Source organism: Halomonas denitrificans, assembly GCA_019800895.1.
GTDB lineage: Bacteria > Pseudomonadota > Gammaproteobacteria > Xanthomonadales > Wenzhouxiangellaceae.
In genome coordinates this window covers 302225-328530 of the sequence record JAHVKF010000003.1, presented here as the reverse complement: position 1 = coordinate 328530, position 26306 = coordinate 302225, and the positions used below count along the sequence as shown (strand labels likewise).

General features: G+C 67.0%; 24 protein-coding genes. 13 read left to right on the top strand and 11 right to left on the bottom strand.

Going from position 1 to position 26306, the window contains the following annotated elements; genetic code table 11:
- Positions 1–79: 79 nt before the first annotated feature.
- From KUV67_10060 to KUV67_10035, 6 genes are read right to left on the bottom strand one after another with little or no spacing between them, the layout of a single operon-like run.
- On the bottom strand, positions 80–811 hold the full coding sequence (locus KUV67_10060) for a 4'-phosphopantetheinyl transferase superfamily protein (GenBank protein MBY6205225.1): 732 nt from the start codon (positions 809–811) through the stop codon (positions 80–82).
- Positions 808–1800, bottom strand: a complete 993-nt coding sequence (locus KUV67_10055) for a Nudix family hydrolase (protein MBY6205224.1) — start codon at positions 1798–1800, stop codon at positions 808–810. The genes KUV67_10060 and KUV67_10055 overlap by 4 nt, the downstream gene beginning before the upstream one ends.
- On the bottom strand, positions 1797–2903 hold the full coding sequence (tgt, locus tag KUV67_10050; GenBank protein MBY6205223.1) for a tRNA guanosine(34) transglycosylase Tgt: 1107 nt from the start codon (positions 2901–2903) through the stop codon (positions 1797–1799). Before tgt ends, KUV67_10055 begins: the two co-directional genes overlap by 4 nt.
- Positions 2903–4858: a hypothetical protein gene (locus KUV67_10045; GenBank protein ID MBY6205222.1), complete on the bottom strand. Its 1956-nt coding sequence runs from the start codon at positions 4856–4858 to the stop codon at positions 2903–2905. Before KUV67_10045 ends, tgt begins: the two co-directional genes overlap by 1 nt.
- Positions 4855–6543 carry an AMP-binding protein gene (locus tag KUV67_10040; protein ID MBY6205221.1) on the bottom strand — a complete coding sequence of 563 codons (1689 nt, stop codon included), beginning with the start codon at positions 6541–6543 and terminating at the stop codon, positions 4855–4857. The genes KUV67_10045 and KUV67_10040 overlap by 4 nt, the downstream gene beginning before the upstream one ends.
- 58 nt (positions 6544–6601) lie before the next feature.
- Complete coding sequence (locus KUV67_10035) at positions 6602–7888, bottom strand: flavohemoglobin expression-modulating QEGLA motif protein (GenBank protein MBY6205220.1); 1287 nt, start codon at positions 7886–7888, stop codon at positions 6602–6604.
- Positions 7889–7977: 89 nt separating this feature from the next.
- Here KUV67_10035 and KUV67_10030 point away from each other — a divergent pair, with 89 nt between their 5' ends.
- Both KUV67_10030 and KUV67_10025 read left to right on the top strand, forming a co-directional pair.
- Positions 7978–8994, top strand: coding sequence for a 3-oxoacyl-ACP synthase III (locus tag KUV67_10030; GenBank protein ID MBY6205219.1), 1017 nt, complete (start codon positions 7978–7980; stop codon positions 8992–8994).
- A 66-nt stretch (positions 8995–9060) separates the two neighbouring features.
- The gene (locus KUV67_10025; protein MBY6205218.1) at positions 9061–9963 is read left to right on the top strand and encodes an alpha/beta fold hydrolase; all 903 of its coding nucleotides are present in this window, start codon (positions 9061–9063) and stop codon (positions 9961–9963) included.
- Positions 9964–10041: 78 nt separating this feature from the next.
- Here the strand turns inward: KUV67_10025 and KUV67_10020 are convergent, their stop codons facing one another.
- Positions 10042–10278 (bottom strand): hypothetical protein, encoded by a 237-nt coding sequence (locus KUV67_10020; protein MBY6205217.1) that lies wholly within the window; start codon positions 10276–10278, stop codon positions 10042–10044.
- Positions 10275–11066: a hypothetical protein gene (locus KUV67_10015; GenBank protein MBY6205216.1), complete on the bottom strand. Its 792-nt coding sequence runs from the start codon at positions 11064–11066 to the stop codon at positions 10275–10277. Before KUV67_10015 ends, KUV67_10020 begins: the two co-directional genes overlap by 4 nt.
- A 440-nt stretch (positions 11067–11506) precedes the next feature.
- Between KUV67_10015 and KUV67_10010 the strand changes: the two genes are divergently transcribed.
- The 4 genes from KUV67_10010 to KUV67_09995 all read left to right on the top strand — a co-directional run bounded on the left by KUV67_10010 (position 11507) and on the right by KUV67_09995 (position 17061).
- Positions 11507–12289 (top strand): hypothetical protein, encoded by a 783-nt coding sequence (locus KUV67_10010; GenBank protein MBY6205215.1) that lies wholly within the window; start codon positions 11507–11509, stop codon positions 12287–12289.
- A gap of 165 nt (positions 12290–12454) precedes the next feature.
- Complete coding sequence (locus tag KUV67_10005; GenBank protein MBY6205214.1) at positions 12455–14632, top strand: TonB-dependent receptor; 2178 nt, start codon at positions 12455–12457, stop codon at positions 14630–14632.
- 158 nt (positions 14633–14790) lie between these two features.
- The gene (locus KUV67_10000; protein ID MBY6205213.1) at positions 14791–15747 is read left to right on the top strand and encodes a DMT family transporter; all 957 of its coding nucleotides are present in this window, start codon (positions 14791–14793) and stop codon (positions 15745–15747) included.
- 459 nt (positions 15748–16206) lie between these two features.
- Positions 16207–17061 (top strand): hypothetical protein, encoded by an 855-nt coding sequence (locus KUV67_09995; protein MBY6205212.1) that lies wholly within the window; start codon positions 16207–16209, stop codon positions 17059–17061.
- A gap of 86 nt (positions 17062–17147) precedes the next feature.
- Here the strand turns inward: KUV67_09995 and KUV67_09990 are convergent, their stop codons facing one another.
- From KUV67_09990 to hppD, 3 genes are all read right to left on the bottom strand, one after another.
- Positions 17148–18134: a fumarylacetoacetate hydrolase family protein gene (locus KUV67_09990; GenBank protein ID MBY6205211.1), complete on the bottom strand. Its 987-nt coding sequence runs from the start codon at positions 18132–18134 to the stop codon at positions 17148–17150.
- 115 nt (positions 18135–18249) lie between these two features.
- Positions 18250–19371, bottom strand: a complete 1122-nt coding sequence (locus tag KUV67_09985) for a homogentisate 1,2-dioxygenase (protein MBY6205210.1) — start codon at positions 19369–19371, stop codon at positions 18250–18252.
- Positions 19372–19434: 63 nt separating this feature from the next.
- Entirely contained in the window at positions 19435–20490 is a 1056-nt protein-coding gene (hppD, locus tag KUV67_09980) for a 4-hydroxyphenylpyruvate dioxygenase (GenBank protein MBY6205209.1), read from the bottom strand.
- Between the two features lie 133 nt (positions 20491–20623).
- Here hppD and KUV67_09975 point away from each other — a divergent pair, with 133 nt between their 5' ends.
- The 7 genes from KUV67_09975 to KUV67_09945 all read left to right on the top strand — a co-directional run bounded on the left by KUV67_09975 (position 20624) and on the right by KUV67_09945 (position 26111).
- Entirely contained in the window at positions 20624–21112 is a 489-nt protein-coding gene (locus tag KUV67_09975) for a MarR family transcriptional regulator (GenBank protein ID MBY6205208.1), read from the top strand.
- Positions 21109–21798: a maleylacetoacetate isomerase gene (gene maiA / locus KUV67_09970; protein ID MBY6205207.1), complete on the top strand. Its 690-nt coding sequence runs from the start codon at positions 21109–21111 to the stop codon at positions 21796–21798. Before KUV67_09975 ends, maiA begins: the two co-directional genes overlap by 4 nt.
- Positions 21788–22198 (top strand): DUF4398 domain-containing protein, encoded by a 411-nt coding sequence (locus tag KUV67_09965; GenBank protein ID MBY6205206.1) that lies wholly within the window; start codon positions 21788–21790, stop codon positions 22196–22198. Before maiA ends, KUV67_09965 begins: the two co-directional genes overlap by 11 nt.
- Positions 22195–23205 (top strand): OmpA family protein, encoded by a 1011-nt coding sequence (locus tag KUV67_09960; protein MBY6205205.1) that lies wholly within the window; start codon positions 22195–22197, stop codon positions 23203–23205. The genes KUV67_09965 and KUV67_09960 overlap by 4 nt, the downstream gene beginning before the upstream one ends.
- 407 nt (positions 23206–23612) lie before the next feature.
- Positions 23613–23831 carry a YdcH family protein gene (locus KUV67_09955; protein MBY6205204.1) on the top strand — a complete coding sequence of 73 codons (219 nt, stop codon included), beginning with the start codon at positions 23613–23615 and terminating at the stop codon, positions 23829–23831.
- Positions 23832–23960: 129 nt separating this feature from the next.
- Positions 23961–25334: a pyridoxal-phosphate dependent enzyme gene (locus tag KUV67_09950; protein MBY6205203.1), complete on the top strand. Its 1374-nt coding sequence runs from the start codon at positions 23961–23963 to the stop codon at positions 25332–25334.
- 9 nt (positions 25335–25343) lie between these two features.
- Positions 25344–26111 carry a hypothetical protein gene (locus KUV67_09945; GenBank protein ID MBY6205202.1) on the top strand — a complete coding sequence of 256 codons (768 nt, stop codon included), beginning with the start codon at positions 25344–25346 and terminating at the stop codon, positions 26109–26111.
- Positions 26112–26306: the final 195 nt, after the last annotated feature.

Here is a 26306-nt window from a genome sequence, read left to right as displayed (position 1 = left end):
ACGCCGGACAGGGTACCCGATCCGCCGACGCGACCGCGTCGGCGCGCGCTGCACGACGCCCGTTCGAGCCGCGGTCGGGTCAACCGGGGCCGGCCAGCTGTCGAAGGCGGAGATCCGGCGCCGAATCTGCCGCCCAGGCGACGTGGCCGACCAGACCGGGAGCGGTCTCGAGCCTGCGCAAGCTCCATGCGCCCGTTGGCCAATCGCTGGGCAGGGCCGCAGGCCGGTCGCCGGGATCGGCACCGAGCTCGATGCCGGCCACGTTTCCGGCCAGCGTGCGGCCCGCCGCCTTGACCAGCGCCTCGCGCGCGGTCCAGTGATCGAGGAACCGCCGGCAGCCGCCGGACGCGGGGTCGCTGCAGACCGCGTCGGCATCGTGGGCGGGGAAGTAGCGGCGCGCCAACCGTTCCCAACGCGGCCGGCGGTCGCCGGGCTCGATGTCGATGCCGACCGGGACGCCGCCACTGACCGCGATCGCCAGCCAGGCGCCGGCGTGCGACTGGCTGAACGCCAGCCTGCGGGCGTCCTCACCGACCAGCACCGGCTTGCCGGCGGACTCGCGATCGATCGTCACGTCGCGCCCGGGCCGATCGAGATAGGCACCGAGGAGAAGCCGCAGCAGAAAGCGCTGCTGGACCCGTTCGAGTTGCCGCGTGTCGGCCCCTTCCGAGGTCGCGGCCAGCGCACCGAGGCCGGCCAGCGGCAGACGGTCCTGCCGAATCAACCAGACGTCGACGACACGCTCGTCGGGGATGGGCAGCGAGCCCAGCGGCAGGCTCCGATGTTCGATCGCCCCGGCGGGACCGGTCATGGCTCGCCCCAGCCGAACGCGCGGATACCCGCGACCCCGAAGCCGCCCGCGGCGCGTGCTCGACCCCAGTCGTCCGGCTCCATGCCGCCGAGCGCGAGCACCGGCAACGGGGACAGGGCAACGACGCGCTCGAAGTCGCCCCAGCCCATCGGTACGGCGCCCGGGTGGCTGGAGGTGGCGGCGACCGGAGAGAGGGTCACGAAATCGGCGTCGAGGCCGGCGGCCATGTGGATCTCCTCGAGGTCGTGGCAGGACGCGGCCAGCAGCCGGTCGGCGCCGATCGGTCGACGGTGGTTCTCGACCAGCTGGCGGGTGGTCAGGTGAATGCCGTCGCAGGGCCAGTCGACGATGGACTCGAGCGGGCCGGAAGCCAACCACCGGGCGCCGGCGGCCCGCGTTCGCTCGGCGATTGCTCCGATCAGCGCGTCCGCGATCCGCTCATCGGGCCCTGGGCGTAGCCGCAGCAGGCGGAAGCCGGCGTCCAGGCAAGCCTGCCATGCGGCGAGGAATGCATCCGGGGTTTCGAAGCTCGCGGGCGACGGCGAGATCGAATAATGGGCATCGAGCCCCAGCAGGCGGACCAGCGGGCGGTCGGCCTCGGGCATGTCCAGCGCGCGGAGTTCGTCGACCCCCACCCACTTCAGCGCCTGGCCTTCCCGGCCTTCCGGCGTGCCGGCAAAGGAGTGGACCTCGAACAGGCGCAGGCGAACGGTCTTCTCGGGATACGCGTGGGTCACGCTGACCAGCGGACGCATCGGGCCGGTCTCGATGCCGAGTTCCTCGGCCAGTTCCCGGGCCAGCGCCCGGTGCGGGGGCTCACCGTCCTCGATCTTGCCGCCCGGAAACTCCCAGCGCCCCTCGAGGTGCCGGCCGGGCAAGCGCCGGCTGACCAGCACACGCCCATCGCCGTCGCGCAGCACCCCGGCCGCGACGTCGATCCGCGGCCGCGCTGCATCGTCGTGACCGTTCTGCTCGTCGACCGGGCTCACACGCCCTCCTGTCGCTCGGCCAGGAACGCTTCGGCCCAGGTCTCGAGCCGATCGTCCTCGATCGCGGTACGCATCTGGCGCATGATCCACTGGTAGAAGTACAGGTTGTGAATGGTGGCCAGGCGCGCACCCTGGATCTCGTTGCAGCGGTGAAGGTGCTTGATGTAGGCACGCGAATAGTGACTGCAGGTGTAGCACGCACACTGCGGATCGATCGGCCGGGTATCGGCGGTGTAGCGCGCGTTGCGGATCTTGACGTCGCCCTTGCGCGTGAACAGATGGCCGTTGCGTGCATTGCGGGTCGGCATCACGCAATCGAACATGTCGACCCCGCGCAGGACCGAGCGGACCAGGTCCTCGGGACGGCCGACGCCCATCAGGTAGCGCGGACGGTCCTCGGGCAGCACCGGGCAGGTCGTCTCCAGCACCTGGAGCCGTTCTTCCTCGGACTCGCCGACGCTCAGTCCACCGATCGCATAACCATCGAAGCCGATCGCTTTCAGACCCTCGGCCGAGCGGATCCGGAGATCGTCGTACATGCCGCCCTGGACGATGCCGAACAGCGCGGACGGATTCCCCTGGTGGGCCGCCTTCGATCGCTCGGCCCAGCGCAACGATCGCTCCATGGACTCGGCCGCTTGTTCATGCGTGGCCGGATAGGCGGTGCACTCGTCGAAGATCATCACGATGTCCGAGCCGAGCTCGCGCTGCACCGCCATCGACTCCTCGGGCCCCATGAAGATCCTGCTGCCGTCGACCGGAGAAGCAAAGGTCACGCCGTCCTCGGTCAACGTTCGCAGCTCGCTCAGGCTCCATACCTGGAATCCGCCGGAATCGGTCAGGATCGGCCCGTTCCAGTGCATGAAGTCGTGGAGGTCCCCGTGGGCGCGGATCACCTCGGTGCCCGGACGCAGCATCAGGTGGAAGGTGTTGCCGAGAATGATCTCGGCCCCGATGCCGCGAAGCTCCTCCGGCGTCATGCCCTTGACCGTCCCGTAGGTGCCGACCGGCATGAAGGCCGGCGTTTCCACCGAGCTGCGCTCGCCGAAGTCCAGCCGCCCGCGACGGGCCGCGCCGCAGCTATGCAGGCGTTCGAATTCCATCAGCTTCCTCGTGTCAGGACCAGGACCTCGAGGTCGTCTCCGACCTCGAAGCGCGTATCGCGTGGCGGATTGAGGATCAGTTCGTGCGGTGTCTCGCCGGGCCGCCTCAGCCGAACGCCGATCAGCAGGTCCCCGGTCGCGGCCACGGACGCGTCGAGTTCGGCGAAGGTCCTGCCGCCGCGCACCCGGTAGCGAGCGCAGGGATGGAACTCCAGCTCGGGCCCGTCCGGTGCGAACAGCGCATCGAACACCACGCCCAGCTCCGGACGCAGGGCCAGCTGGGCGAGCACGTGGCTCATCAACAGCGGTGGAATCAGGGTCTCCGCCCGCGCGCCCCGGACAAGGCCTTCGTTCGCGGCATCGGCCAGCTCGATGATCCGGTGCGGTTGACGCTCCTGCCCTTCGAGCAGCGCCTCGAGCATCCGGTGACCGACGATGGCCCGGGCGTCGGCTTCTTCCGAGCTGCCCAGGCGATCGCTGGTCAGCAGCACGATGCTCCGGTAGTCCGTCAGCGGCAGTTTTTCCAGGACACCTTCGAGCAGGTAGTCGTCCTCGTGCTGGGTCAGCGACAGCGCGTCTTCCGGCAGCCGGCCTTCCAGCGCGGCCTGACGCTCTTCCAGCGGCACGAAGGACAGCAGGTCGACCTCCCATTGTCGATCGTCGCGCGCGGCCAGCGTCTGAAGCAACACCGGCACGCGGGCGTTCCAGCCCAGCAGCAGCACCCGGTGGGACGGGCGCCCCGCCTTTGACGACGCCGGTCGATCCGGCCGATCCACGGTGCCGACCCGCGCGTTGCCGCTGCGTTCGAACTCGACATCGGCGGAATCCCGGGCCAGCAGAATGATCCGGTCCTGGGCCTCGACCACCGTGTCGCTGGACGGACCGAGCAGCGCGGTCCGCTCTCCGGCCGCGTCGCGAACCAGTCCGACGACCCGGGCCCGGGGCACGCGGGCGGCGATCTCCTTCAGCGGCGCTCCGGCCAGGCGCCCGGCCGGACGCAGGTGGAATTCGTTGCCGTCCAAGGACGTCAGGGTCTCGCGCAGGAACGCGGCCAGGCCGGGGTGAAGGAGGGTCTGCAACAGCAACCGCGAGATCGTCCGGTCGGAGGCGACGGCTTCCAGCGGTCCGCGATAGGCGCGCTGAACCACGTCGAGGCGGCGTGCGTCCTGAACTTCGGCGACGACCCGCGGCGGCGCACTGCCCGCATCGGCCGCGCGCGCATCCATCGACAGCAGCACGCGGATCGTTTCCACGTCGGGGTCGAGGCCGTCGCCGAGGACCTGGCCACGGAAGCCGAAGTCGCTCGGCAGCAGCACCACCGCGGCGTTCAGGCACGCCGCGCGCTGGATGGCTTCTTCCTCCAGCGCGGAGCCGTAGCGCAGGATGATCCGGTTGGCGCTGTGGGCCAGCACGGGATCGCTGCGGAGTTCCTGGGACTGCACCGCCGAGACGTCTTCCGACAGCACCACGGGGGTCAACCGCCGCAACCCGAAGGAGCGCAGGAACCGCCGCTCCGCGCGTTGGGTGCCGACCAGTTCACGGAGCAGCGGGAGCGTCCTGTTGGTCCAGCCGATGATCACGACGTGGTTGGTCAGCGCCACCGGCGTCAGACCGCGCTCGAACTCGCGCATGCGGCCGATCAGCCACTGCGTGAGGATGGCGACCAGCGCACCGAGAAACACCACGTAGCCGCTGATGGTCAGCATCGTGGACACGAAACGCCGCCAACCGCCGACGTCGTCGCCGAGATAGCCCGGGTCGGTCAGTCGGAGGAAGGCCCACCAGACCGCGTCGGGCAACGAGCCTTCGCCACCTCCGAGCAGCACCGCCGCGCCGCCGACGACCGAGATCACGCCGATCAGCGCGGCAACGATCAGCAGCTGGAAGCCGGCGCCCTTGACGAACTGGCGCTCGACGAAGAACTTGACCCGATCGACCAGCGGCAGTCGGATCACGACCAGTCCTTCGCGGTCGCTCCGATCCGGCGCCGGCGCAGCCGCCGGGCGGCCCATTCGGCCAGCTGCGGCCGACGGATCTTGGCGTTGTGCCGGATGTCCGTCGGCAGGTCCTGGCGCATCAGCACGTCGCGGATCATCGCCGTCTCGGCGTGCATCTCGAGCTGGTCATGGACGCTGGCGATCACCGGGCCGGGCTTGACCGTGGGCTCGGGTTCGACGATGACCACCGGGAGTTGGCGGCCCGGTTCCCCGACCCCGACCAGGGCCGACCGGTACACGCCGTGGACGGCATTGACCCGGCCTTCGACGCACTCGGTGTAGAGCGTGCCGTCGGTGGTGATCACGCGCTCGGACTTGCGGCCGCAGTACCATAGTCGGCCGTCGTCGTCGATCCAGCCCAGGTCGCCCATGCGATGCCACACGGCGCCGTCCGGGCCGACCATCTTGGCCAGCCGGGTCTGCGCATCGCGCTGCCAGTACTGCTCGGTCACCGTCGGCCCGCACACGCAGATCTCGCCGATCTCGCCGCGGTCGACCCGGGCCGAATCGGCCAGCTTCTCGATCGGCCGGTCTGTGATCTTGATGACGCGCACCGTATTGGCCGCAAGCGGACGGCCGACGCAGATGCCCCGGCCTTCGCGGTGGGCGTCGGCCAAGCCGTCGAGCAGCTCCCGGCCGGCCACGGTGGCGACCGGCAGAACTTCCGTCGCACCGTAGGGCGTGTGCAGGTCCGCGGTCGGATTCAGCGCCCGGAGCACCCGCTCGACGACCTTCGGCGGCACGGGCGCGCCGGCCGACAGCGCACGCTTGAGCGTCGGCAACTCGATGCCGTTGCCTTCGAGGTGCCGCGACAGCGTGTTCATCAACGCCGGGGAGCCGAACAGGTTGGTCACGCCGTACTGTTCGAGCATGCTGACCAGCATGTCGGGGTCGGCCTTGGCCGGCCGGGTGAAATCCATCTTCGGGATCACCGTGGTCATGCCCAGGGCCGGGTCGAACAGGGCGAACGGCGGGAACGTCGGCAGGTCGACTTCGCCCGGGCTCATGCCGAAGGTTTCGCGCATCAGCCGGACCTGGGCGACGAAATTGCGGTGGCGATAGACCACGCCCTTCGGAATGCCGGTGGAACCGGACGTGAACAGGATCGCCGCGGGTCGCTCCGCGGCTTCGTCGTCATCGAACGGCGGCGGCTGGAAATCGGTCGCATTGCCGGCCAGCAGATCCTTGTACTTCCTCCCGAGGCCGAACGGGCGCGGGCCGATCGTGATCGTCGAGCGGATCGATTCACGACCCCAGCCGAGCAGCAGACGGGCCCACTGCGCGCGGGCCACCCCGATGAAGACCCGGGGCCGGGCCTCGGCCAGGCAGGCCTTGAGCGGTTTCATGCCGATGCCCGGATCGATCAGAACCGGCACCAGGCCGGCCTTGAACAGCGCGAAAAACAGGGCGAAGAATTCCAGCGACGGCGGGACCATGAACGCGACACGGGTGCCGGGCTCGTAACCCTGGGCCTGCAGTCCCGCCGCCAGCCGGTCGCTGAGGTCGTCGAGCTGGCGATAGGTATAGCGCCGGTCCTGCCAGCGGCCGTCGACGCGGCGCGTCGGCACGATCAGGGCCACGGTGTCCGGTCGGGCCCGCGCCTGGCGGGTCAGCGCTTCGGCAATGTTGACGAGTTCGGTCACGGCGGAGGTCGCTTCGGATGGGAACCGGCTGCCCCGAAGTGTAGTACGCCCTCGCCGGTCAGGCGAACTTTACCGGCGGAGCGTCGTGCAGCAGGCGCGCGAATCGCTTGTGCACCTCGCCCAGGCGGACCCGCCCCAGGAACCCGGAATAGGCGAGATAGCTGACCAGGAAACGGCGGTCCTCGGCCCACGACGGCAGGAACTTCGGCGCCGCGACCAGGCCCAGGTCGGCCAGCTCGCAGAGCACCGGCACGTCGTCGAGGTCGAGCTTGCCGCAGAACAGGAGAAGCAGGAGGTCGGCGCGGCCGCCGGCGACCACCGACCGCAGGAAGTCGTGGACCCGGAGCAGCCCGTCGAGGTAGACCACGTCCTTGGTGAATGGCGCACCGCCGGACAGCACCCCGCCCCGGAAGACGCGCCGGGCCTGTTCGAACGCCTCGCGCTCGTCCGAACCGCGATCGCGGAAGTAGCCGTAGACCTCGACGAAGTCGGCACCGTCGATGGCCATCTGGATGGCCAGCACCCGGTCGGTCAGGCGCCCCAGCCGATCGAGGTCCATGCTGCCGGTGATGAACTCGGAAAACACCGCCAGGCCTTCCTGGGTCCGGGTGGTGCCGGGATGGCTCGCGGCGAGGATCGGCAGCGCCTCCTGGTGGCGGCCGTTGAGCGCGGTCGCGACGTGGATGCCGGCCTCGTGGTGGATCAGCTGAGCCACGTCGCGATCGGTGAAGCGCGCCGCGGCGCGGATCTTGATCCGCGACGGGCCGGCCGTGGCATTGGCCGAGAGGGTTTCGACCAGCTCGATCTCGGGCGCCTCGTCACCGAACAGCCTGGCGACCGCGGGACGCATCCGCTCTGCCAGCGCCTCCGCCGTCACCGTGGCGTCCTCGGCCGCGCCGAGATCGATGTGCGACAAGCGATCGAGCAGGCGACGCATGCGACGGGCCAGCTTCAGCGGCGTGGTTCGCGCGTCGGACAGGGTTTCCGACGGTGCGCCGTAGAGCCGCCGCGAATGCTCGAAGAACGGCGCCCGCCCCAGCTGCGTGGTCATGGACGCGGCCTCGTCGAGGCGCTCCGCGATCCGCTCGAACCACGGACGCGCCGGACCGCAGTCCGGGATGACGCGGCGGGCCTCGGCCAGCGCCTGACGGACCGGGCGCGGATCGACCTTCGGGTAGTCGACCCGCGGAAGCCGCCGAGCGCCGCCGGCAAGAAAGGTCCGGCGGACCTCCTGGGGCCAGGCCAGCAGGCCGAGGATGCGCAGCGGCTGCTCGGCGACGCGCAGCGCGGTGGCCGCACGCGTGATCGACTCGGAAAGCCGCGAAGCGGAAGCTGGGTCGGGCATGGGAGGACGTGAACCGGGCGGTGGCGTGATCGACGTATAATACGAGGTTACCTGCCCATAGACCCGCCGCGCGCGGGCCGGAAGCGAGAATGCTGTTCGAAAACGTTGCCATCCAGTCCGTGGTCTCCGTCGACCCGCCGCACAAGGTCTCCAGCGAGGAAGTCCTGGAGCGCCTGGCGCCGACCCTGAAGCGCCTGCGCGTTCGCGGCAACCCGCTGATCGACCTGGCCGGCATCCAGGAACGACGCTACTGGGACGACGGCATGCAACCTTCCGACGCGGCGACGCTGGCCGGCCGCAAGGCCATGGAGCGCGCGGGCATCGAACCCGGTCAGGTCGGCATCCTCATCAACACCTCGGTGTCGCGCGACTTTCTCGAGCCGTCGACGGCCTGCGTGGTGCACAACAACCTCAAGCTTTCGAACACCTGCGAGAGCTTCGATGTGGGCAACGCGTGCCTGGCGTTCATCAACGGCATGAACATTGCCGGCCGGATGCTCGAGCGGGGCGAGATCGACTACGCCCTGATCGTCAACGGCGAGTCGAGCAAGGAACTCAACGAGACCACGATCAATCGGCTGCTGCAGCCGTCGGTCACGCGCAAGCAGTTCAAGAGCGAGTTCGCGTCGCTGACGCTGGGCTCGGGCGCTGCGGCGATGGTCATGACGCGCCGCGACCTGATGCCCGAGGGCCCCGCCTACAAGGGCGGCGTGACGCGTGCCGCGACCCAGTTCAACAACCTTTGCCGCGGTTGGAACCACCAGATGTGGACCGACACGCGCAGCCTGCTGACCGAAGGCATGAAGCTGGCCACGCTGACCTTCACGGCCGCCCGTACCGTGCTCGGTTGGGTGGCCAACGATCTCGACCACATCGTCATCCACCAGGTCTCGAAGGCGCACACGGACATGTTCATCCGCATGTTCGGGGTGGAACCCGAGCGCGTCTACCGCATCTTCCCGCGGCTCGGCAACATCGGCCCGGCGTCGATCCCGACCGTGCTCTCGCGCATCGTCGACGAGAACCGCGTCAACCGGGGCGACAAGATCGCCCTGATGGGCATCGGCTCGGGGCTGAACTGCTCGATGGCCGAGGTGGTCTGGTAAGACCCGCCGAACCGATCGCCGCCTCGTAACTGACCTGATCCGCCGGACCGCCGGAGACCGCCGACCGTGACCGAACTGCCCGGCCTCGACCGTTCGCTGTACCCGTTCGACAGCCATTACCACGCGCTGCCGAGCGGCCACGCCTTGCACTACGTCGACGAGGGTCCGGCATCCGGTCGCCCCGTGGTCATGGTCCACGGCAACCCCACCTGGTCGTTCTACTACCGCAACGTGATCCGGGCGCTGGCGAGCGAGCACCGCTGCCTGGCCCCGGACCACATCGGGATGGGCCTGTCCGACCGCCCCGCGGACGAGAACTACGATTACACGCTCGGTCAGCGCATCGACGACCTCGGCGACTGGCTGGACGCGGTCGAACCGGACCGGACGATCGACATGGTCGTTCACGACTGGGGCGGCGCGATCGGTCTCGGCTGGGCCGCACGCAACCCGGAGCGGATCGGCAAGCTGGTCATCCTGAATACCTGGGCGTTCACGATTCCCGACGATGCCAACCTGCCGAAATCGCTGGCCTTCGCCCGGACCGGGCTCGGCGCGTTCCTGATCAAGGGCTTCAACGCCTTCTCCGGCCTGGCCACGCGGATGGCCACGGCCTCGAAGCTGCCGAGGAATGTCGCCCGCGGCCTGACCGCGCCCTATCGCGGCGGATCGCACCGTCGCCTGGCGACCCTGCGCTTCGTCCAGGACATTCCGCTGACCGAGGCCGACCCGGCCTGGCCGGTGCTGGCCGAGACCGAGCGCCTGCTGCCCGCGCTTGCCGACAAGCCGAAGTTCTTCGGCTGGGGCGCGAAGGACTTCGTCTTCAACGACGAGGTCCTCGACAAGTGGCGCGAGATCTTCCCCGATCCGCGGATCGAGTACTTCGAGGACGCCGGCCACTACGTGCTCGAAGATGCCGCCGATCGCCTGGTCCCGATGATCCGCGACTTTCTCGCAGCGCCCGCCTAGCCTCGATCTTCGACGATGCCGGGCCGCCGCTGAAGCGAGCCGTTCGAGCGTACCGGCTCGACCTTCGAGACAGCCCCCCTACCGACGACGAGGACGACGACCGCGCCGTGCCACGACCGAGCGGCGTCGACGCGTCGCCTGCTCCGGGCCCGGGGCGAGCACGGTCACGATCGCGACGAACCCGACAAGCACCGGCCACAGACCGTATCCCGTGACCGCCAGTGCCTCGAAGATCAGAAGCTGCAGTGCCAGACTCGTCAGCACGAGCGCGCCGGCGACGAACTGGGCGACGCGCAAGCCGATTCGCGCGCTCATGACGAATCAGCCCGCTGACTCTCGGCCCGGGTCCTCTGTCGATCTCGCGGCAGCCGATGCAGTCCATCGAGCGCGACGCGAATCGTCGTGCCGTCCGGAAACGCGATGACGAAACCACCGTTCGAGACTGCAGAACGGTCGGACAGCAGGTTCGCCATCACCTCCCTTGCCGGCCCATCCAGCGCCGCCTCCGCGTCACCGATGATCCCGTTCACGTAGTGCCCGAGCGCATCGCGAAGCGCCGCCCGGTTGCGGCCGGCATCAGTGACCTCCGGCCCCACGAGGTCGATGGCGGAGGGGATTCGTTCGGTCAGCCCGAGATCCTCGATGGAAATACGGCCGAACGCGAAGATCTGTCGGACTTCGTTCGCCGCGCGGAGCCCATCGAGAACCGCTCGTCGCACGGCCGGGTCAGGATCGATCCGCTCGACATCGACCGCACGCAACGCGCGCCGGTCCGAGCGCGGTCGGCCACCCCCTTGCCCGACGGACGGCATCGGCTTCGAATCGGGCTGCTGCCTGATCGAGAATGCGGCCACCGATGCGCCCACGCGATCGACGAGATAGATCTCCTGCGCGACGCGTTCGATCGGGGCGAGGTCCTGCGCCGTCGCTTCGGCCGCCAAGCGCCACTGCATCGCAACACTGCAACCGTCGCAGTAGCCGAGCACCGGCAGTTTCGATGCGCCGAGGACGCCCGTGGGTACGGCGGCGAGCAGCCCTGCCAGAACGATCCACCGGTTGCCTGTCATCCGGCTCATCCACGCCTGCCCATGTGCATCGGCCATCGTCCTCGTCCTGTTCCGTGGACCAACGGTCATCGACAGGTGGTCGATGCCTGGTGGTCCGCAGCTTAACGTCGGATCCTGGGCAGGACCGTACGAAATCGACTTCTGCCCGTGTAGGAAATCGACCCGGTATCGTGTAGGAAATCGGCGCAGGATCGCGTAGGAAATCGCCCCGGGGTCGATCACGAGCGCGCACCAACCGATGCATCGGTACGATCCCGCGAACCTGCCAACGCTGTGGCGAATGCTGAAAAAAGGGGTCAAACTGCTCGTGCAGGGCTAGGGTTCGGCGATCGCCGATCAGGATGGACGATCGGCCGCCTCGATGCGAAGCTTCGGTGTCGGGCCGTCGCCGGGCCGCCCATGCCCGAGCCAGGAGAAACGGAGTCGCTCGGGCCGTCCCAGTCGTTCATCGATCAGCCATGTAGCCGGGGTCGCCCATGCTTCTGAAGCGCATCGCCAACGCACTTCGCCGCCAGGACTGGCTCCCGGTCCTGATCGAGTTCCTGATCGTGGTCGTCGGCATCTTCGTCGGCCTGCAGGTCAGCAACTGGAACGAGGAACGCGTGTTCGCGAACCAGGAGCGGGCCTTCCTCGCGCAGCTCCACGACGAGATCGATGGAAATCTGCGATCGCTGGCATATCGCGAGGCGTTCACCCGCCGCGTGGTCGATGGGGGTGAAGCGGCGCTGGACTGGATCGACGAAAGATCGGACTGCGAACCGTTCTGCGCGGAACGGCTGGTCGACCTGTTCCATGCCTCTCAGGTCTGGGGCACCGCGCACTCGACTGCCACCGCCGAGGAGCTGCAACGGATCGGCCTGCCGCGCGACCTGTCGCTGCGGGAGCGGATCCGGCCGTACTACCAGTATCTCTCGGGTTGGGAGACCGTCAATCAAACGCCACCTCCGTTCCGGGAGCGCTTCCGGGGCCATCTCGATCCGGGTCTCGCCGACCTTCTCTGGCGCGACTGCTATCGCATCAACGAAGGCCAGGTCGAGATCCTGACCCATGACTGTACGGAGGCGGTACGCATGCATCCCGGTCTGTCCGACACGGTCGCGCGGATCATCGGTGACGATGATCTGCCGGACCTGCTGCGGTTCTGGCTGGTGCAGAACATCTATGCCCTGATCCACTACCCCGAGATGGCCGCCCACGGCCGGGCAGCCATGGCCTCCATCGCCCACGCCGTGGAGCGCGATCCTGCCGCAGGGGACTGAGCGGCGGCGAATCGTCGCGGACCCGCCCGGGAATCGGCGTGCACCGGATGCGTTTGCGGCGACACGGCTCGACGAAAGCGCATCGGGCTCGAAGTTTCATGGAACCGATCCGCGACTCGGGCGTCAGAACCTGCTGCCCGAAGTAAAAGCCAATCCAGAACAACAATGATCGCCATGCTCGGCAGCGTTTCCGCATTCCTCGAATCCGCCCTTTCCCGACTGCAGTGCTCCCGCGACGACGGGGGCTCGGTCCGCGCAATCGCGCTCCCCACCTTGCTGCTCGTCGCCCTGCTCCCATGCAGTGCGCCGACCGCCCTGGCCCAGTTTCCCCCGGCCCGGCCCGTGCCCGAGGCCGAATGCACCGACGCCAGCTGCCGCACCACCTTCAACGCCGCGTTCTTCTCGATCTACGCGCCCGTCACCGCGCTGGACATGGTCAACAACCTGCCCGGCTTCAATCTCGACAACGGCGATACCGGCTCACGCGGCTTCGGCGGCGCGGCGGGCAACATCCTGATCAACGGCGAGCGGGTCTCGGCCAAGAGCGAGTCGCCCAGCGACCTGCTGTCGCGAATTCCGGCCGCCGACGTCGAACGCATCGTCGTGATCCGGGGACAGGTCGGAGGCACCGATCTGCGTGGCCAGAGCGTGATCGCCGACGTCATCCGGAAGGACGGCGGCGCCACCGGTGCCTGGTCCGTCCGCGCGTCCACCCAGCAACCGGGCGCCCGGTTTCTCCCCTCCGGGACGATGAGCTATTCCGACACCCGCGGTGCCCTCAGCTACACGGTGGGCGGCGGCGTGCAACGCTCGCAGTTCCAGAGCCAGTCGGAAGAACGGCTGCTCGGCCCCGACGGCGAGGTCCTGGAGTTCCGCGACGAAGAGTACGGCCAGGTGGAAGACGGTTTCGACCTGAGCGCCAACGCCACCTATGCGGGAGATCGGGTCCGCTACGGGTTCAACGCGCAGTACGAATGGGAGGAGCAGGACGGCGGCGAGGTTTCCCTGCGTCGGCCGGCCGCCGATGGGCCGGATCCGGAGTCGGTGCTGCTGCGGCAGGGCTCCGACGAACGGGAAGAGGCCTTCGAGATCGGCGTGGACGCGGAGCGGCCCTGGGGCGAGCACACCAACAGCAAGCTGATTGCGCTGTATCGACGCGAAGAGCGGATGTGGACCGGAGACCTGGTGCGCGGCGCGCCGGACGCACCGGGCATTCGTGAAACCGTGGCCATCACCGACCGGCTCGAGACCGAGAAGATCGTGCGCCTCGAGGCCGACTACTCCGGTGTGACCGGGCACCTCTTCGAAGCGTCGGTCGAGGGAGCGGAAAACCGCCTGGAAAGCGACTTCGAGCTGCGAAGGCGCATCGACGGAAGCCTTCGGCCGGTACCGGTACCGGGAGCACGCACCCAGGTCGAAGAACAGAGGCTCGACGTGTCGGTGGCCGATTCCTTCGCTGCCGGCGCGCTGGCCGTCGACCTCGAACTCGCCGCCGAAGCCTCCGAGATCAGCCAGACCGGTGGCTTTGCCGAACGACGATCGTTCTTCTTCTGGAAGCCCAGCGCCACCCTCACCTACACGCTGGAGAACGACGCGCTGCTCCGGGGGCGACTGCTGCGCAAGGTCGGCCAGCTCGACTTCTCCGACTTCGTCAGCGCCGCCGATCTCGGTGACGACGAGCTCAGCCTCGGCAACCCCTCGCTCAGCCCCGAGACCACGGTGACGATGGACCTCACCTGGGAAACCCGCTTCAACAGCATCGGCCTGTTGAGCCTCACGGCGTTCTACGACTGGATCGACGACGTCGAGGACCTGCTGCCGCTGGAGGACCAGCTCGAAGTTCCCGGCAACATCGGTTCGGGCTGGCGCTACGGGATCCGTGGCGAGCTGACCACGCCGCTGGACCTGTTCGGACTCGACAACGCGCGCCTGGACCTCAACGGCCGATGGCAGGATTCGGGCGTCGACGATCCATTGACCGGACAGGAACGCATCCTGTCCGACGAGCGCGCCTGGCGCGTCGAGGCCGAGTTCCGGCAGGACCTGCCGCAGGCCCGGATGGGTTGGGGACTGAACGGATCCATCAACGACGGCTTCTCCCGGTTCGGCCTCGATGAGCTCGATCGCTACCTCGGGATCGGCAACCTCAGCGCGTATGTCGAGAGCCGGGCCATCGAAGCGCTTCGCATCCGGCTCGGTGTCGACGCCATCCTCAGAAACAACGAGAATCGCGACCGTCGGGTTTTCGAGGGCCCGCGCGACCGCAGCGCCCTCGCGTTCCGCGAACTGCGCGATCGTCAGCGATCGAGGACCCTGTACCTGGAAGTACGTGGCACGTTCTGATCCCCGTTCGGCATGGCCGCCGCATTCCCGCGTGTCCGCAGAAGTCGACTTTCGGAACCGACAACCGGAAGCGAAGGCTGACTCAGGGGAGGTAGCGATGGCATAGTGCAGGCAGCTTGAGGGAAGCTGCCGACACAGCGGGAGGATGCCGAACGCGAATGATCAGCCCCGTCCTGCTCATTCTTGCCGCGCTCTTCTGGGGCCTCGCTGGCGGCCTCGGAGGCCTGCTGCTCGAGCGCGGCTGGGACCCCTTCCTGGTCGCCCTCGTTCGCGGCGCGGTCGGCTGGTTGTTCGTTCTGGCCTGGCTCGCGCTACGTCCCGGGGGGCACGGTTTCGGGCGCCGCTGGTTGTGGATCTGGTCTGGACTGGCCGGGCTCGGTGTCGCAGGCAACTTCGCCTTCTATTTCACGAGCGTTCAGCACGGCAGCGTCGCGGTCGCCGCCACGCTGATGTATTGCGCACCGGTCTTCGTCTTCCTCGTGTCCTTCGCGTTCCGACTGGAACGGCCGAGTGGAGCGAAATGGACTGCCATCGGCTTCGTGCTGCTCGGCGTCTTCCTGGTCACCGGTGCCGGTGATCTGAATGCGACCTCCATCGGGCCGGTGGCCGTCGCGACCGGTCTGCTGGCCGGCCTCTCCTACGCCGGATTCATCTTCGGCTTCAAGTTCGCCTCGAGGCACGGTTCCCCGCAGGCCGTGCTCGCTGTCGCGTTCGCGGTCGTCGTGGTCGGGCTCTTGGCCCTGTCCGGGATCGACCGCTTCGACGCGGTGCTGGTGGAGACTCCCGATCGGTGGCTGTTCCTCGCCCTGGGCGTGCTGGGCGCCGGGGTCTCCTTCGTGCTGTACGTGATCGGACTGCGTCAGACGCCGCCCGCCATCGCGTCGATGATCGCGATGGTCGAACCGGTCGCGGCCGCGCTGTTCGGTGTTCTCGTTCTGAGCGAGACGCTCGCGGCATCCCAGCTGGTGGGCATGGCGATCGTGCTCGCCACCGTTACCGTGCTGAGCCTGCTGAGCCGCGATCACCGCCGCCCGTCGCTAGCGTTTCGACTCGGCCGGAGACTCAAACTTTCCGGCCGCCGCATCGTGAAGCCGATGCAACGGGGTCGCCGCTGAGTTCGCGCCCGGTAAGCTGACGGGAATCACGCCCCGGGACTGCGGCCGAGGCGCCGGCGCTCAAGCAAGTGCTTCAACGCTGGTACTCGACCACCTTCTGTTCGATCGCGCCGAAGTAGCTGTTGCCGTCTTCATCGCTCATGTCGATGCGGACCGTGTCGCCGAACTGCAGGAACGGCGTTTCCGATTCGCCCATCAGCCCGCTGCTTTGGTGTGAGCGCTGATTGAGCCGCAATTGACTTCTCAATTCATATCAACGCCGGCTGTAGGGGTTTATTGATTAAAGCGCTGGGCCAAGAATCGAGCGACTAATAGCTCAGTTATTTTTCCAGCCGCTCGTAGGAAAAAACCCGATTGAAGATCAGGATTTAACGCTACAGAATAGTAAGCGAGTCGCTTAACTTGAGCGTCTCAAATCTAAAGCGTTTGGCATTTTCTTGATCGAAGTAGGAGGATTCAGTGAACAAAGTTTTGATCTTGGCCTTACTTTTTCTGGTTCAACCCGCCAAGGCAAGTTTGGCATGGTGGGAACTGTGCAGCACCTGCAGCTCAGACAACCAATTTCAGGTTGCTGCAATCGATGCTCACGGCGAAGATGAGACAGTTTATGTCTCCAACCCGAACACTCTCGAAACTAGGAAGTACTCTCGATTTTTTACTTGGGAAGACTTTGGCACCGGGCCAGTTCGGATGACCCATGTAGCCGAGGCGTACTTTCCCCAACATGAGAAAGATGCATTCCGCGAGGCTCTCGAGAAATCGCAGATCACGCAGTTCTCGATTGATCAGTCAGAATTGGCGGCCTACAGCGGAGGGCTTTCTCCTTCACCCTCGGCATTATTTGATATTCGAACGGGCTATTTGAGAAACTCGTTCTTTAGCGCTCTACGCGTTGGAATATCGACGAACGGCCTCCTGCCAACCGTAGACTCAACAGGGGCCTCAGCGGGAGTCCAGCTTAGGGGGCTTGGTGCTAACGGCGGGGTCAGCGAGTCATTGCGTGTCGTTCCGTTGACGATTTGGATTCGCTACCCGGACCGTTCAAGAATTGAGGTCACCTATCATCCGGACGGGACCTGGTCAGATATCGTAGTTATCGACCCAGAAGGCAATGCCATAGATGTGCTCGTGAACCCTAACGGACCAAATCCCGTAGATGTGAACACACTTGATGGTGATTATGCCTTTCAGGGGGAGAACATCACCGACGCTGCGAATGATTTCATCGATGCGGTAAACAGCTTCAACTTTAACAACTGCACTTTTAGACAAGTCGAGCCAAATGTTTGGCGACTAAGTTGTCGTCACCCGTAAGACTGGCCGTCAGTCCGCAAACGACCCCCGCCAGCCGGGGGTCGTACTTCTTGGCACCTGTCATTTGCGCAGGAACCGAGTAACGCCTACCGCTCGTACTCGACCACCTTCTGCTCGATCGCGCCGAAGTAGCTGTTGCCGTCTTCATCGCTCATGTCGATGCGGACCGTGTCGCCGAACTGAAGGAACGGCGTTTCCGGCTCGCCGTTTGCGATGATCTCCAGCATCCGCTTCTCGGCCAGACAGCTGGCGCCGCGGCTCGTGTCTTGGTTGGCGATCGTGCCCGAACCGAGGATCGTGCCGGCCGCCAGCGGCCGCGACTTCGCGGCATGCGCCAGCAGCTCGGCGAAGCTGAACTGCATGTCCTCGCCCGCCTCGGGCTGGCCGAACAGCTCGCCGTTCAGGTGCGTGACCAGCGGGCGATGCAGCTTGCTCTCCTTCCAGGCATCGCCCAGCTCGTCCGGCGTCGCGACCACCGGGGCCAGGGCCGAGCGCGGCTTGGACTGCAGGAAACCGAAGCCCTTGGCCAGTTCGCCCGGAATCAGGTTGCGAAGCGACACATCGTTGAGAATCGTGACCAGCTGGATGTGATCGGCGCATTCGGCCGCCGTCGCGCCCATCGGAACATCGTCGCAGATCACTCCGATCTCGGACTCGAAATCGATGCCCCATTCGGTGCTCTCCATCGCGATGTCGTCGCGCGGTCCGAGAAAGCCGTCGCTGACCGCCTGGTACATCAGGGGGTCGGTGAAGAAGCTCTCCGGCACTTCCGCACCGCGTGCCTTGCGCACGCGCTCGACATGAGGCAGGTAGGCGCTTCCGTCGACGAACTGGTAGGCGCGCGGCAGCGGGGACGCCAGGGCGTTCATGTCCAGTTCGAATGCATCGTCGGCGCGCCCTTCCTGCAGGTCCGCGAACAGGCTGTTCAGACGCGGCGCGGCACGGTCCCAGTCGTCCAGCGCGGCCTGCAGCGTCGGTGCGATTCCGTCGGCCTTGACGGCCTTCTTCAGGTCGCGGGAAACGACGATCAGCGTGCCGTCGCGGCCGCCTTCCTTGAGAGTGGCGAGTTTCATGAGATTCGTTCCTGATGCGTTGAGTTTGATTGAATAGCGTGTTCGATTCCTTTTCCCGCGTTTCGATCTCTGCGCCTTTGCGTCTCTGCGAGAAACCGCTTCTCGAGCGTGCCGCTCAGCCTTTCCAGCTGTCGACGTATCCGGTCCACTCGATGGACTCGGCGCCCGGCGTGACCTCCAGCGCGTCGCGCGTGTCGATCATCACCGCCACTTCCTCGGTCGCCTCCGCCTTGGGCGCGAACGCGTTCTTCAGCGCCTTCGGATGCGGGCCGTGGGTGAAGCCGCAGGGATGCAGCGTCATCATTCCCGGATGGATATTGTCGCGCGAGAAGAATTCGCCGGCGTGATAGAAGATCAGTTCGTCGAAATCGTCGTTGTTGTGGAAGAACGGCACCTTCAGCGCGTCCGGGTCCGTCTCGAAGGGACGCGGAACGAAGGTGCAGATGACGAACCGGTTGGCCAGAAAGGTTGTATGCGCCGACGGCGGCAGGTGGTATCGATGGCTCATCAACGGGCGGATGTCGCGCCAGTTGATCTTGACCGGCATCAGGTCGCCGTGCCAGCCCACCGCGTCCAGCGGATTGAACGGGTAGGTGATGGTCGAAATTGCGTTGCGACGCTTGACGTGGACCTTCCATTCGCCCTCGCCCTGCTGGGCCTTGAAGGCGTCGTCGATCCGCGGCGTGTCGAGCATCGCCGGGTCGAAGATGGCGTGCGGTCCGACCAGTCCCTTCTCGGGCAGCATGTAGCTGGAGTTGGTCGCCTCGATCAGCAGGGCTTCGACCGCGTCGCCGCTGGCGATGCGCCACATCGTCCCGCGCGGCAGCATGATGTAGTCGCCGTCGCGGAAGCTCATGCGGCCGTAGTCGCAGAACAGGTCGCCGGCGCCCGCGTGGATGAACAGCATCTCGTCGCCGTCGGAGTTGCGCACGACGTGGTCCATCGTGCCGGTGCTCTTCCATTGCCGGATGCGCACGCTGGCGTTGTGCATCAACGCGGTCGCGTCCCACGGCGAGGCGGTCGAGCCGTCGAGCTTCGTCGTGTCAAAGGCCCGCGGGCGGAGCGGCCCCTCGAAATCGGTCCAGCCGGTCGGCGCGTTCGGGTGATACATGTGCGAGGCCGGGCCGAAGAACCCCTCCTTGCCCAGCTCGCGCTCGTAGGTGCCCTCCGGCAGGTCGCAGTGCGCCTGGCGCGAAGCCCGGCCCTCGACCTTGGGATGCGTGATCCAGTTCTTCATGCTCGGACCCTCGTGGTTCTGGTCTGCAGACGGATCGCCCGGACGCGGCCGCGTCCGTGACGATCAGAGGACGCCACGCTTCTCCTGGTCGCGCTCGATGGCCTCGAACAGCGCCTGGAAGTTGCCTTCGCCGAAGCCTTCGTTGCCCTTTCGCTGAATGATCTCGAAGAAGATCGGACCGATGTTGGTCTGGGTGAAGATCTGCAGCAGCTGCTTGTCGGTCTCGTTCGGGTCGGCATCGATCAGGATCTTGTTCTTGCGCATCCGGCCGACGTCTTCGCCGTGGTTCGGGATGCGGTGATCGATCACGTCGTAGTAGGTATCGGGCGTGTCGAGAAAATCGATGCCGTTGGAGCGCAGTTGCTCGACGGTCTCGTAGATCGACTCCGTATACAGCGCGATGTGCTGCACGCCCTCGCCCTTGTACTCCTCGAGATACTCGTTGATCTGGCTCTTCGGGTCTTCCGACTCGTTGATCGGAATCGAGATCGATCCGGTCGGCGCGGTCATCGCCTTGGACCGGAGTCCGGTCTGCTGGCCCTTGATGTCGAAGTACTTGACTTCGAAGAAGCCGAACAGGTCCTCGTAGAAGCTTGCCCACTGGGCCATGTTGCCGTTGTAGACGTTGTGGGTCAGGTGATCGACGAAGGTCAGGCCCGCGCCCTTCGGCCGGGGATCGACCCCGTCGATGAAGTCGAAGTGCTGTTCGACGTCGGCGACGCCGCCGGTCAGGTACAGGACGCTGCCGCCGATGCCGGAAATCTTCGGACAGTCCAGCGGGATCGAGTCGAGGTCGCCCTCGACGTCCTTCCCGCCGTTGGCCAAGATCGTCTCGTAGGCCGACTCCGGGTCCTCGACGCGAATGCCGAAGCCGACGCAGCACGGGCCGTGCCGCTCCGCGAATTCGCTGGCGAAGGAATCCGGCGTCTCGTTGACCAGGAAATCGATGTTGCCCTGCCGGTAGAGCGTGACCGGCTGGTCCTTGTGGGTCGCCACCTTGACGAAGCCCAGCGCCTCGAACAGCGCGTGCAGTTTCTGCGGTTCGGGCGAAGCGAACTCGATGACTTCGAAGTTCTGGACGCCGAGGGGATTCGGTCGGGGTTCGGTGGACTGGGTCATGGCGGGACTCCTTCGATTCGGACCCGGATTCGCGACGGCTCGAACTGAGGTCGGCCGCCTGGCTTTCGGGCGTTGGTTGCTGATCTCCACGATTTTAGTTACATTTGAAACTATCTGCAAGCCGCCAACCTGCATGCTCGACCTCGAACATTTCCTGCCGTACCGTCTGTCGGTGCTGTCCAACCGGATCAGCCAGGGCATCGCCGCGGCGTACCGCAATCGCTTCGACCTGAGCGTGACCGAGTGGCGCTGTATCGCCATCGTCGGGCGCTATCCGGGCATTTCGGCCACCGAAGTGGCCCAGCGCGCGGCAATGGACAAGGTCGCGGTCAGCCGAGCGGTCAAGAACCTGCTCGCTCGCGAGCTGCTCGAGCGTGAGGACAATGACAGCGACCGACGGGCCAAGCATCTGCATCTGAGCCCCGGCGGGCGGGACATCCACGACCGGATCGTGCCCGCGGCCCGGGCCTACGAACGCCGCCTGGTCGATGCGCTGGACCCGGCGGACCGGGAAGCGCTGGACCGCGTGATCCGACGCCTCGCAGAAGTCGCCGACCCGGCCGATCGAACGATCCCATTCACCGATCCCGAAGCCGACCTTGCCGAGGACCCGAAACCATGACCACCGAACCGAACCGCAAAACTCCGTCGCAGAAATCGAAACCGGTGCTCTACGGGTACTGGCGCTCCTCGGCCAGCTATCGAGTACGGATGGCGCTGAATCTGAAGGGCATCGCCCACGAACATCGTTTCGTCCACCTGGTTCGCGACGGGGGCCAGCAGAAGGCCCCGGATTACCTCGCGCTCAATCCGCAGGGACAGGTGCCGACGCTGGTCCACGGCGAGCGTACGCTGACCCAGTCGCTAGCCATCCTCGAGTACCTCGAAGAGGTGTATCCCGAACCGCGGCTGCTGCCCGGCGACCCCGACGGCCGGGCCCGCGTCCGCGCGCTTTGCGGGGTGATCGCTTGCGATACGCACCCCTTGAACAATCTGGGCGTCCTGAAGTACCTGGTCGGCGATCTGGGCGTCGGCGAGGAGGCCAAGCTCACGTGGTATCGCCACTGGGTTGCTCGCGGCTTGGAGGCCTTCGAAACGCTGCTCTCGCGCTCGGGCGAGACGGGCCGCTTCTGTCACGGGGACCGGCCGACCCTGGCCGACTGCTGCCTGCTCCCTCAGGTCTATAATGCGCGGAGGTTCAACTGCGACGAGTCGAACTGGGCGGAGATCCGACGCATCTGCGCCGAGCTCGAATCGTTGCCTGCCGTTCGCGATGCCGCCCCGGAAAACCAGCCCGATGCCGAATGATCCGATGATGTCCGTTCTTGCCCGTTCCGGTGCCGTCGTGCTGCTGGGCCTTGCCCTGGCCGGCTGCGCCACTACCCCACCGGACCCCGCCCTGCTCCGTCCCGCCGAGGACGCGCTGGCCCTGGCCGAACAGGCCGGGGCCCGCAGTCGTGCCCCGCTCGAGCTCGAGGAAGCCCGCGGGTACTACGAGAACGCGACCGAGGCCCTGGCCGCGGAGGAACCGTCCGCGGTCGCGCGCTGGGTCGAGCTGGCCGAAGTGCAGGCCCGCCTCGCCATCGTCCGCAGCCAGGGCGCCGAGGCACGCGACCGCCTTGCCGAGCGCCGGTCCGAGTACGAGGCGCTGCGCGACGAGCTGATCGATGTGTTCGGCGACGAACTCCAGCTGGAGGACACGCCATGACCGCTCGGATTCTCCTTCGCGGTTCCGGCCTGCGGCGAGTCACCGCCGCCGGTGTGCTGGTCGCCGTGCTGGCCGGCTGTGCCACGCCGGAGCCGCCGCCCGGGCTGATCGACAACCTGCGGGCCGACCTGAACGCCCTTCAGGACAACGCCGAGGTCGTCGAACTCGCGCCGGTTGCCGTGGCCGAAGCGCGCAGCGCCGTGCGCCGCGCTGCGATCGAACAGCTCGACGCCGACGAGCGCCTGCACCGGGTCCAGGTCGCCCGCAAACACCTGGAAATCGCCCGCGCCGAGGCGTTCGCCGAACGTGCCCGCCGGGACGCCGAGGCCGTCGAGGCCGCCCGCACGCGCCTGGTGCTCCAGGCCAGCCGGCTCGAAGTCGCCCAGGCGCGGCGCGAGACCGAGCAGGCGCTGATGCAGTCCACCGCGACGCGGGAAGAGATGCAGCGGGCCCAGGAACAGGCGCTCAGCGCCGAGGAGCGCCGCCAGCTGGCCGCCGAGCAGGCCGCGCGGGCCCGCGAGGAAGCCGCGCAGGCCCGCCGCCTCGCCGAGGCCCAGTCGGAGGAAATCGAGCTGGCGCGTCGCGAGGCCGAGCTCGCCAACCAGGCCGCCGACAGCCTGCGCCGGCGACTCGAGTACATGGAATATCGCGAAACCGATCGCGGCGTGGTGATCACGCTCGGCGACGTGCTGTTCGAGGTCGGCGAGACCTCGCTCTTGCCGGCCGCACAGGAGAACCTGGCCGACGTGATCGAACTGCTTGCCAGCGAACCGGACAACGCGATCCGGATCGAGGGCCACACGGACGCAACCGGTCCGGCCGCGCTGAACCTGAGGATTTCGGAAGAGCGCGCACGGGCGGTCCGTGACGCGTTGGCCGAGCTCGGTGTCGACCCGTCGCGGATGAACGCCGTCGGCATGGGGGAGGACTTTCCCATCGCCAGCAACGAGACCGAAGAGGGGCGCGCCAGCAACCGCCGCGTCGACGTCATCCTCCTGAACGATTGATCGAGGCCATCGAAGGCCGCGTCCACGGCGCGACCGGGTCTCCTCCCCTCCCCAGCGGCGCCTGATCCGCACTGGGCGGCTGCGGCTCGCGCCCTCCGCGGCACCCCCTCGAGGCGCCAGCCACGGGGCCTGCCGGGGGCCGGCTTGCGCCCGTGGTTCGATTGCGTTACAACAGAACCCCGAACTGGTCGGGACAGGATGTGGAAGTACCCGGTTTTTTTCGACGCAGTCATCCCCACCCCGAGCGCACGGGCTCGCCGCTTCGCGCTCTACCCCCTTCTGATGTCCGAATCCTGCTCGCCGGCTCGCACGCTGTCCGCGTGACGTCCTGCCGTGCCCCGGGCCGACCCGTTCCATTCCAGACGCATTCCTGCAAGCAACACCCACCGAACGCAAGGAGAAGTGCCATGTTCGAGAACCGTCGCGATGAGATGGAAGTACTGCTGAAGAACAACGAGACCTTTCGCAGGCTGTACAACCATCATCAGCAACTCGAGAAACGAGTGATTGCGGCCGAGAACGGCACGGCGCCGATGGAGGACCTGGCGCTGAACACGCTGAAGCGCGAGAAACTGCACGCCAAGGACCAGCTCGCGCGGATGCTGGACCGGGCCGAAGCCGCCTGATTCCGGGCCGCACGCCGGCCCGACCCGCGCCGGTCGCCCCGCGGCCGGCGCGCTCACCGCCCCACCCCCGACGCCCCCGTTCCGCCCGGCCCTGCTACGCTAGCCGGGTTCCCGAACGTGATCCCGTCCATGTCCGTCCACGACAACGTCCTGGCGCTGATCGGCAATACGCCGATCGTGCGCATCAATCATCTCGACACCGGCCCGTGCGAACTCTATGCCAAGCTCGAGAGCGCCAACCCCGGGGGCTCGATCAAGGACCGCATCGGCCTGGTCATGATCGAGCAGGCCGAACAGCGCGGCGACCTGAAGCCCGGAGCCACGCTGGTCGAGGGGACCGCGGGCAACACGGGGCTGGGGCTGGCCCTGGTCGCGGCCCAGAAGGGCTACCGGCTGATCCTGGTGATCCCCGACAAGATGAGCCGCGAGAAGATCTCGAACCTCAAGGCGATGGGCGCCGAGGTCGTGATCACCCGATCCGATGTCGGCAAGGGACACCCCGAGTACTACCAGGACCTGGCCAGGAAGATTGCCGACGAGACGCCCGACTCCTATTTCATCAACCAGTTCGGCAATCCGGACAATCCGCTGGCCCACGAAACGCTGACGGGCCCCGAGATCTGGCAGCAGATGGACCACGACCTCGATGCCATGGTCGTCGGCGTCGGGTCCAGCGGCACGATCACCGGGCTGTCGCGCTATTTCGCGGAGGTCGCGCCGGACCTGGAGCTGGTGCTGGCCGACCCCGAGGGTTCGATCCTGGCGGACTACATCGCTACCGGCAAGGTCCGCGACGATGCCGGCGGATGGCTCGTCGAGGGCATCGGCGAAGATTTCCTGCCGACCATCAGCGACTTCAGCCGGGTCGCGAAGGCCTACGCGATCAGCGATCGCGAGAGCTTCCTGACCGCACGAGAACTGCTCTGTCGCGAGGGTCTCCTCGGCGGCTCCTCGACGGGAACGCTGATGGCCGCGGCGCTGAAGTACTGCCGGGAGCAGACCGAGCCCAAGCGCGTGCTCACGCTGGTCTGCGACACGGGCAACAAGTACCTTTCGAAGGTCTACAACGACTACTGGATGCGCGAACAGGGCTTCCTCGACGTCGAGAGCCACGGCGACCTGCGCGACCTGATCGCGCGGCCCGTCGAAACCCATGATGCGATCGTGGTCCGCCCCGACGAGCCGCTCTCGAACGCCTACAAGCGGATGAAGCTGTACGACGTCTCTCAGCTGCCGGTGCTCGAAGGGGAACGGATCGTCGGCATCATCGACGAATCCGACCTGCTGATGGCGATCTACAACCAGGAGGATCGATTCCGGGACCCGATCTCCTCGGCCATGGTCACGGAGCTGGAGTCGGTGCAGGTCGGCGACCCGATCGACGCCCTGCTGCCGACCTTCAACGCCGATCGGGTCGCGATCGTACTGGACGGCGAGAAGTTCCTCGGCCTGATCACCCGGGTCGACCTGCTGAACTACCTGCGCCGCCGGACCGACATGTAGGTCCGCCCGATGACGTTCAGACAGGTCCGGATCGCACTCCTGCTCCTTCTGCTGGTGCTGGTCGTCCACAACGTGTTCAGCGACGCGCGCCGCATTGCCCGCTGGGACGTGCCCCTGTTCGTCGTCATCTACCCCACCAATGCGGACGGAAGCGCGGCCGCGGAGCGCTACATCGAACGGCTGGACGCGGCCGATTTCCAGCCGATCGCCGACTACATGGCCACCGAGGCCCGACGCTACGGCCTGCCCCTGGACCGCCCGATCTACGTCGAACTGGCCGACCCGATCGACGAGCCGCCGCCGCAGCAGCCGACAGCCGGAAACGTGCTCGAGCGGATGGCCTGGGTGGCGCGCCTGCGGTGGTGGCGCTTGTGGTTCGACGAACAGGACCGCGATCCCGATGTGCTCCTGATCGCGCGCTACCACGACCCGGCGCGCGCGACGCGACTGCCGCATTCCACCGGCCTGGAACGTATCCGGGTCGCGTCCGCCCACCTGTTCGCCGGTCGCGCCCAGCGGCGCCAGAACCACGTGGTGCTGGTCCACGAACTGCTGCACACGGTGGGCGCGAGCGACCTCTACGATCTCGGCACGGGCCTGCCGATCTTCCCATCCGGCTACGCGGAACCGAACCGGGCTCCCCTGCTTCCCCAGGTGCGCGCCGAAATCATGGCCGGTCGCATCCCCGTCGCACCGAACCGCGCGATCCAGGCCCCCGGCCTCGATCGCACGCTCATCGGTCCGACCACCGCCGCCGAGCTCGGCTGGATCGATTAGCCGGCGCCGGCAAACGGACGCCCGGAGAATCGACCGGGGCACCCGGGGGCATGAAGACACCTGGAATCGGCGGATCGATTTCCCGCAGAGACGCAGGAATGCAGACAAGCACGTCCGGACGCCGGCCGTTCGGGGGTTCGCCACGCCCACGGGCACGACGCTCGAGGCCGCAATGGGGCCGAAGCGGTACAATTG

What these genes read in the sequence shown, in the direction of transcription:
- KUV67_09945 (MBY6205202.1), top strand. Translation starts at nt 25,344, where the DNA reads ATGACGTTCAGACAGGTCCGGATCGCACTCCTGCTCCTTCTGCTGGTG.
- KUV67_09950 (MBY6205203.1), top strand. Translation starts at nt 23,961, where the DNA reads ATGTCCGTCCACGACAACGTCCTGGCGCTGATCGGCAATACGCCGATC.
- KUV67_10000 (MBY6205213.1), top strand. Translation starts at nt 14,791, where the DNA reads ATGATCAGCCCCGTCCTGCTCATTCTTGCCGCGCTCTTCTGGGGCCTC.
- KUV67_10015 (MBY6205216.1), bottom strand. Translation starts at nt 11,066, where the DNA reads ATGGCCGATGCACATGGGCAGGCGTGGATGAGCCGGATGACAGGCAAC.
- KUV67_10010 (MBY6205215.1), top strand. Translation starts at nt 11,507, where the DNA reads ATGCTTCTGAAGCGCATCGCCAACGCACTTCGCCGCCAGGACTGGCTC.
- KUV67_10005 (MBY6205214.1), top strand. Translation starts at nt 12,455, where the DNA reads ATGATCGCCATGCTCGGCAGCGTTTCCGCATTCCTCGAATCCGCCCTT.
- hppD (MBY6205209.1), bottom strand. Translation starts at nt 20,490, where the DNA reads ATGACCCAGTCCACCGAACCCCGACCGAATCCCCTCGGCGTCCAGAAC.
- KUV67_09990 (MBY6205211.1), bottom strand. Translation starts at nt 18,134, where the DNA reads ATGAAACTCGCCACTCTCAAGGAAGGCGGCCGCGACGGCACGCTGATC.
- KUV67_09960 (MBY6205205.1), top strand. Translation starts at nt 22,195, where the DNA reads ATGACCGCTCGGATTCTCCTTCGCGGTTCCGGCCTGCGGCGAGTCACC.
- KUV67_10020 (MBY6205217.1), bottom strand. Translation starts at nt 10,278, where the DNA reads ATGAGCGCGCGAATCGGCTTGCGCGTCGCCCAGTTCGTCGCCGGCGCG.
- KUV67_10060 (MBY6205225.1), bottom strand. Translation starts at nt 811, where the DNA reads ATGACCGGTCCCGCCGGGGCGATCGAACATCGGAGCCTGCCGCTGGGC.
- KUV67_10035 (MBY6205220.1), bottom strand. Translation starts at nt 7,888, where the DNA reads ATGCCCGACCCAGCTTCCGCTTCGCGGCTTTCCGAGTCGATCACGCGT.
- KUV67_09985 (MBY6205210.1), bottom strand. Translation starts at nt 19,371, where the DNA reads ATGAAGAACTGGATCACGCATCCCAAGGTCGAGGGCCGGGCTTCGCGC.
- maiA (MBY6205207.1), top strand. Translation starts at nt 21,109, where the DNA reads ATGACCACCGAACCGAACCGCAAAACTCCGTCGCAGAAATCGAAACCG.
- tgt (MBY6205223.1), bottom strand. Translation starts at nt 2,903, where the DNA reads ATGGAATTCGAACGCCTGCATAGCTGCGGCGCGGCCCGTCGCGGGCGG.
- KUV67_09965 (MBY6205206.1), top strand. Translation starts at nt 21,788, where the DNA reads ATGCCGAATGATCCGATGATGTCCGTTCTTGCCCGTTCCGGTGCCGTC.
- KUV67_09955 (MBY6205204.1), top strand. Translation starts at nt 23,613, where the DNA reads ATGTTCGAGAACCGTCGCGATGAGATGGAAGTACTGCTGAAGAACAAC.
- KUV67_10030 (MBY6205219.1), top strand. Translation starts at nt 7,978, where the DNA reads ATGCTGTTCGAAAACGTTGCCATCCAGTCCGTGGTCTCCGTCGACCCG.
- KUV67_09975 (MBY6205208.1), top strand. Translation starts at nt 20,624, where the DNA reads ATGCTCGACCTCGAACATTTCCTGCCGTACCGTCTGTCGGTGCTGTCC.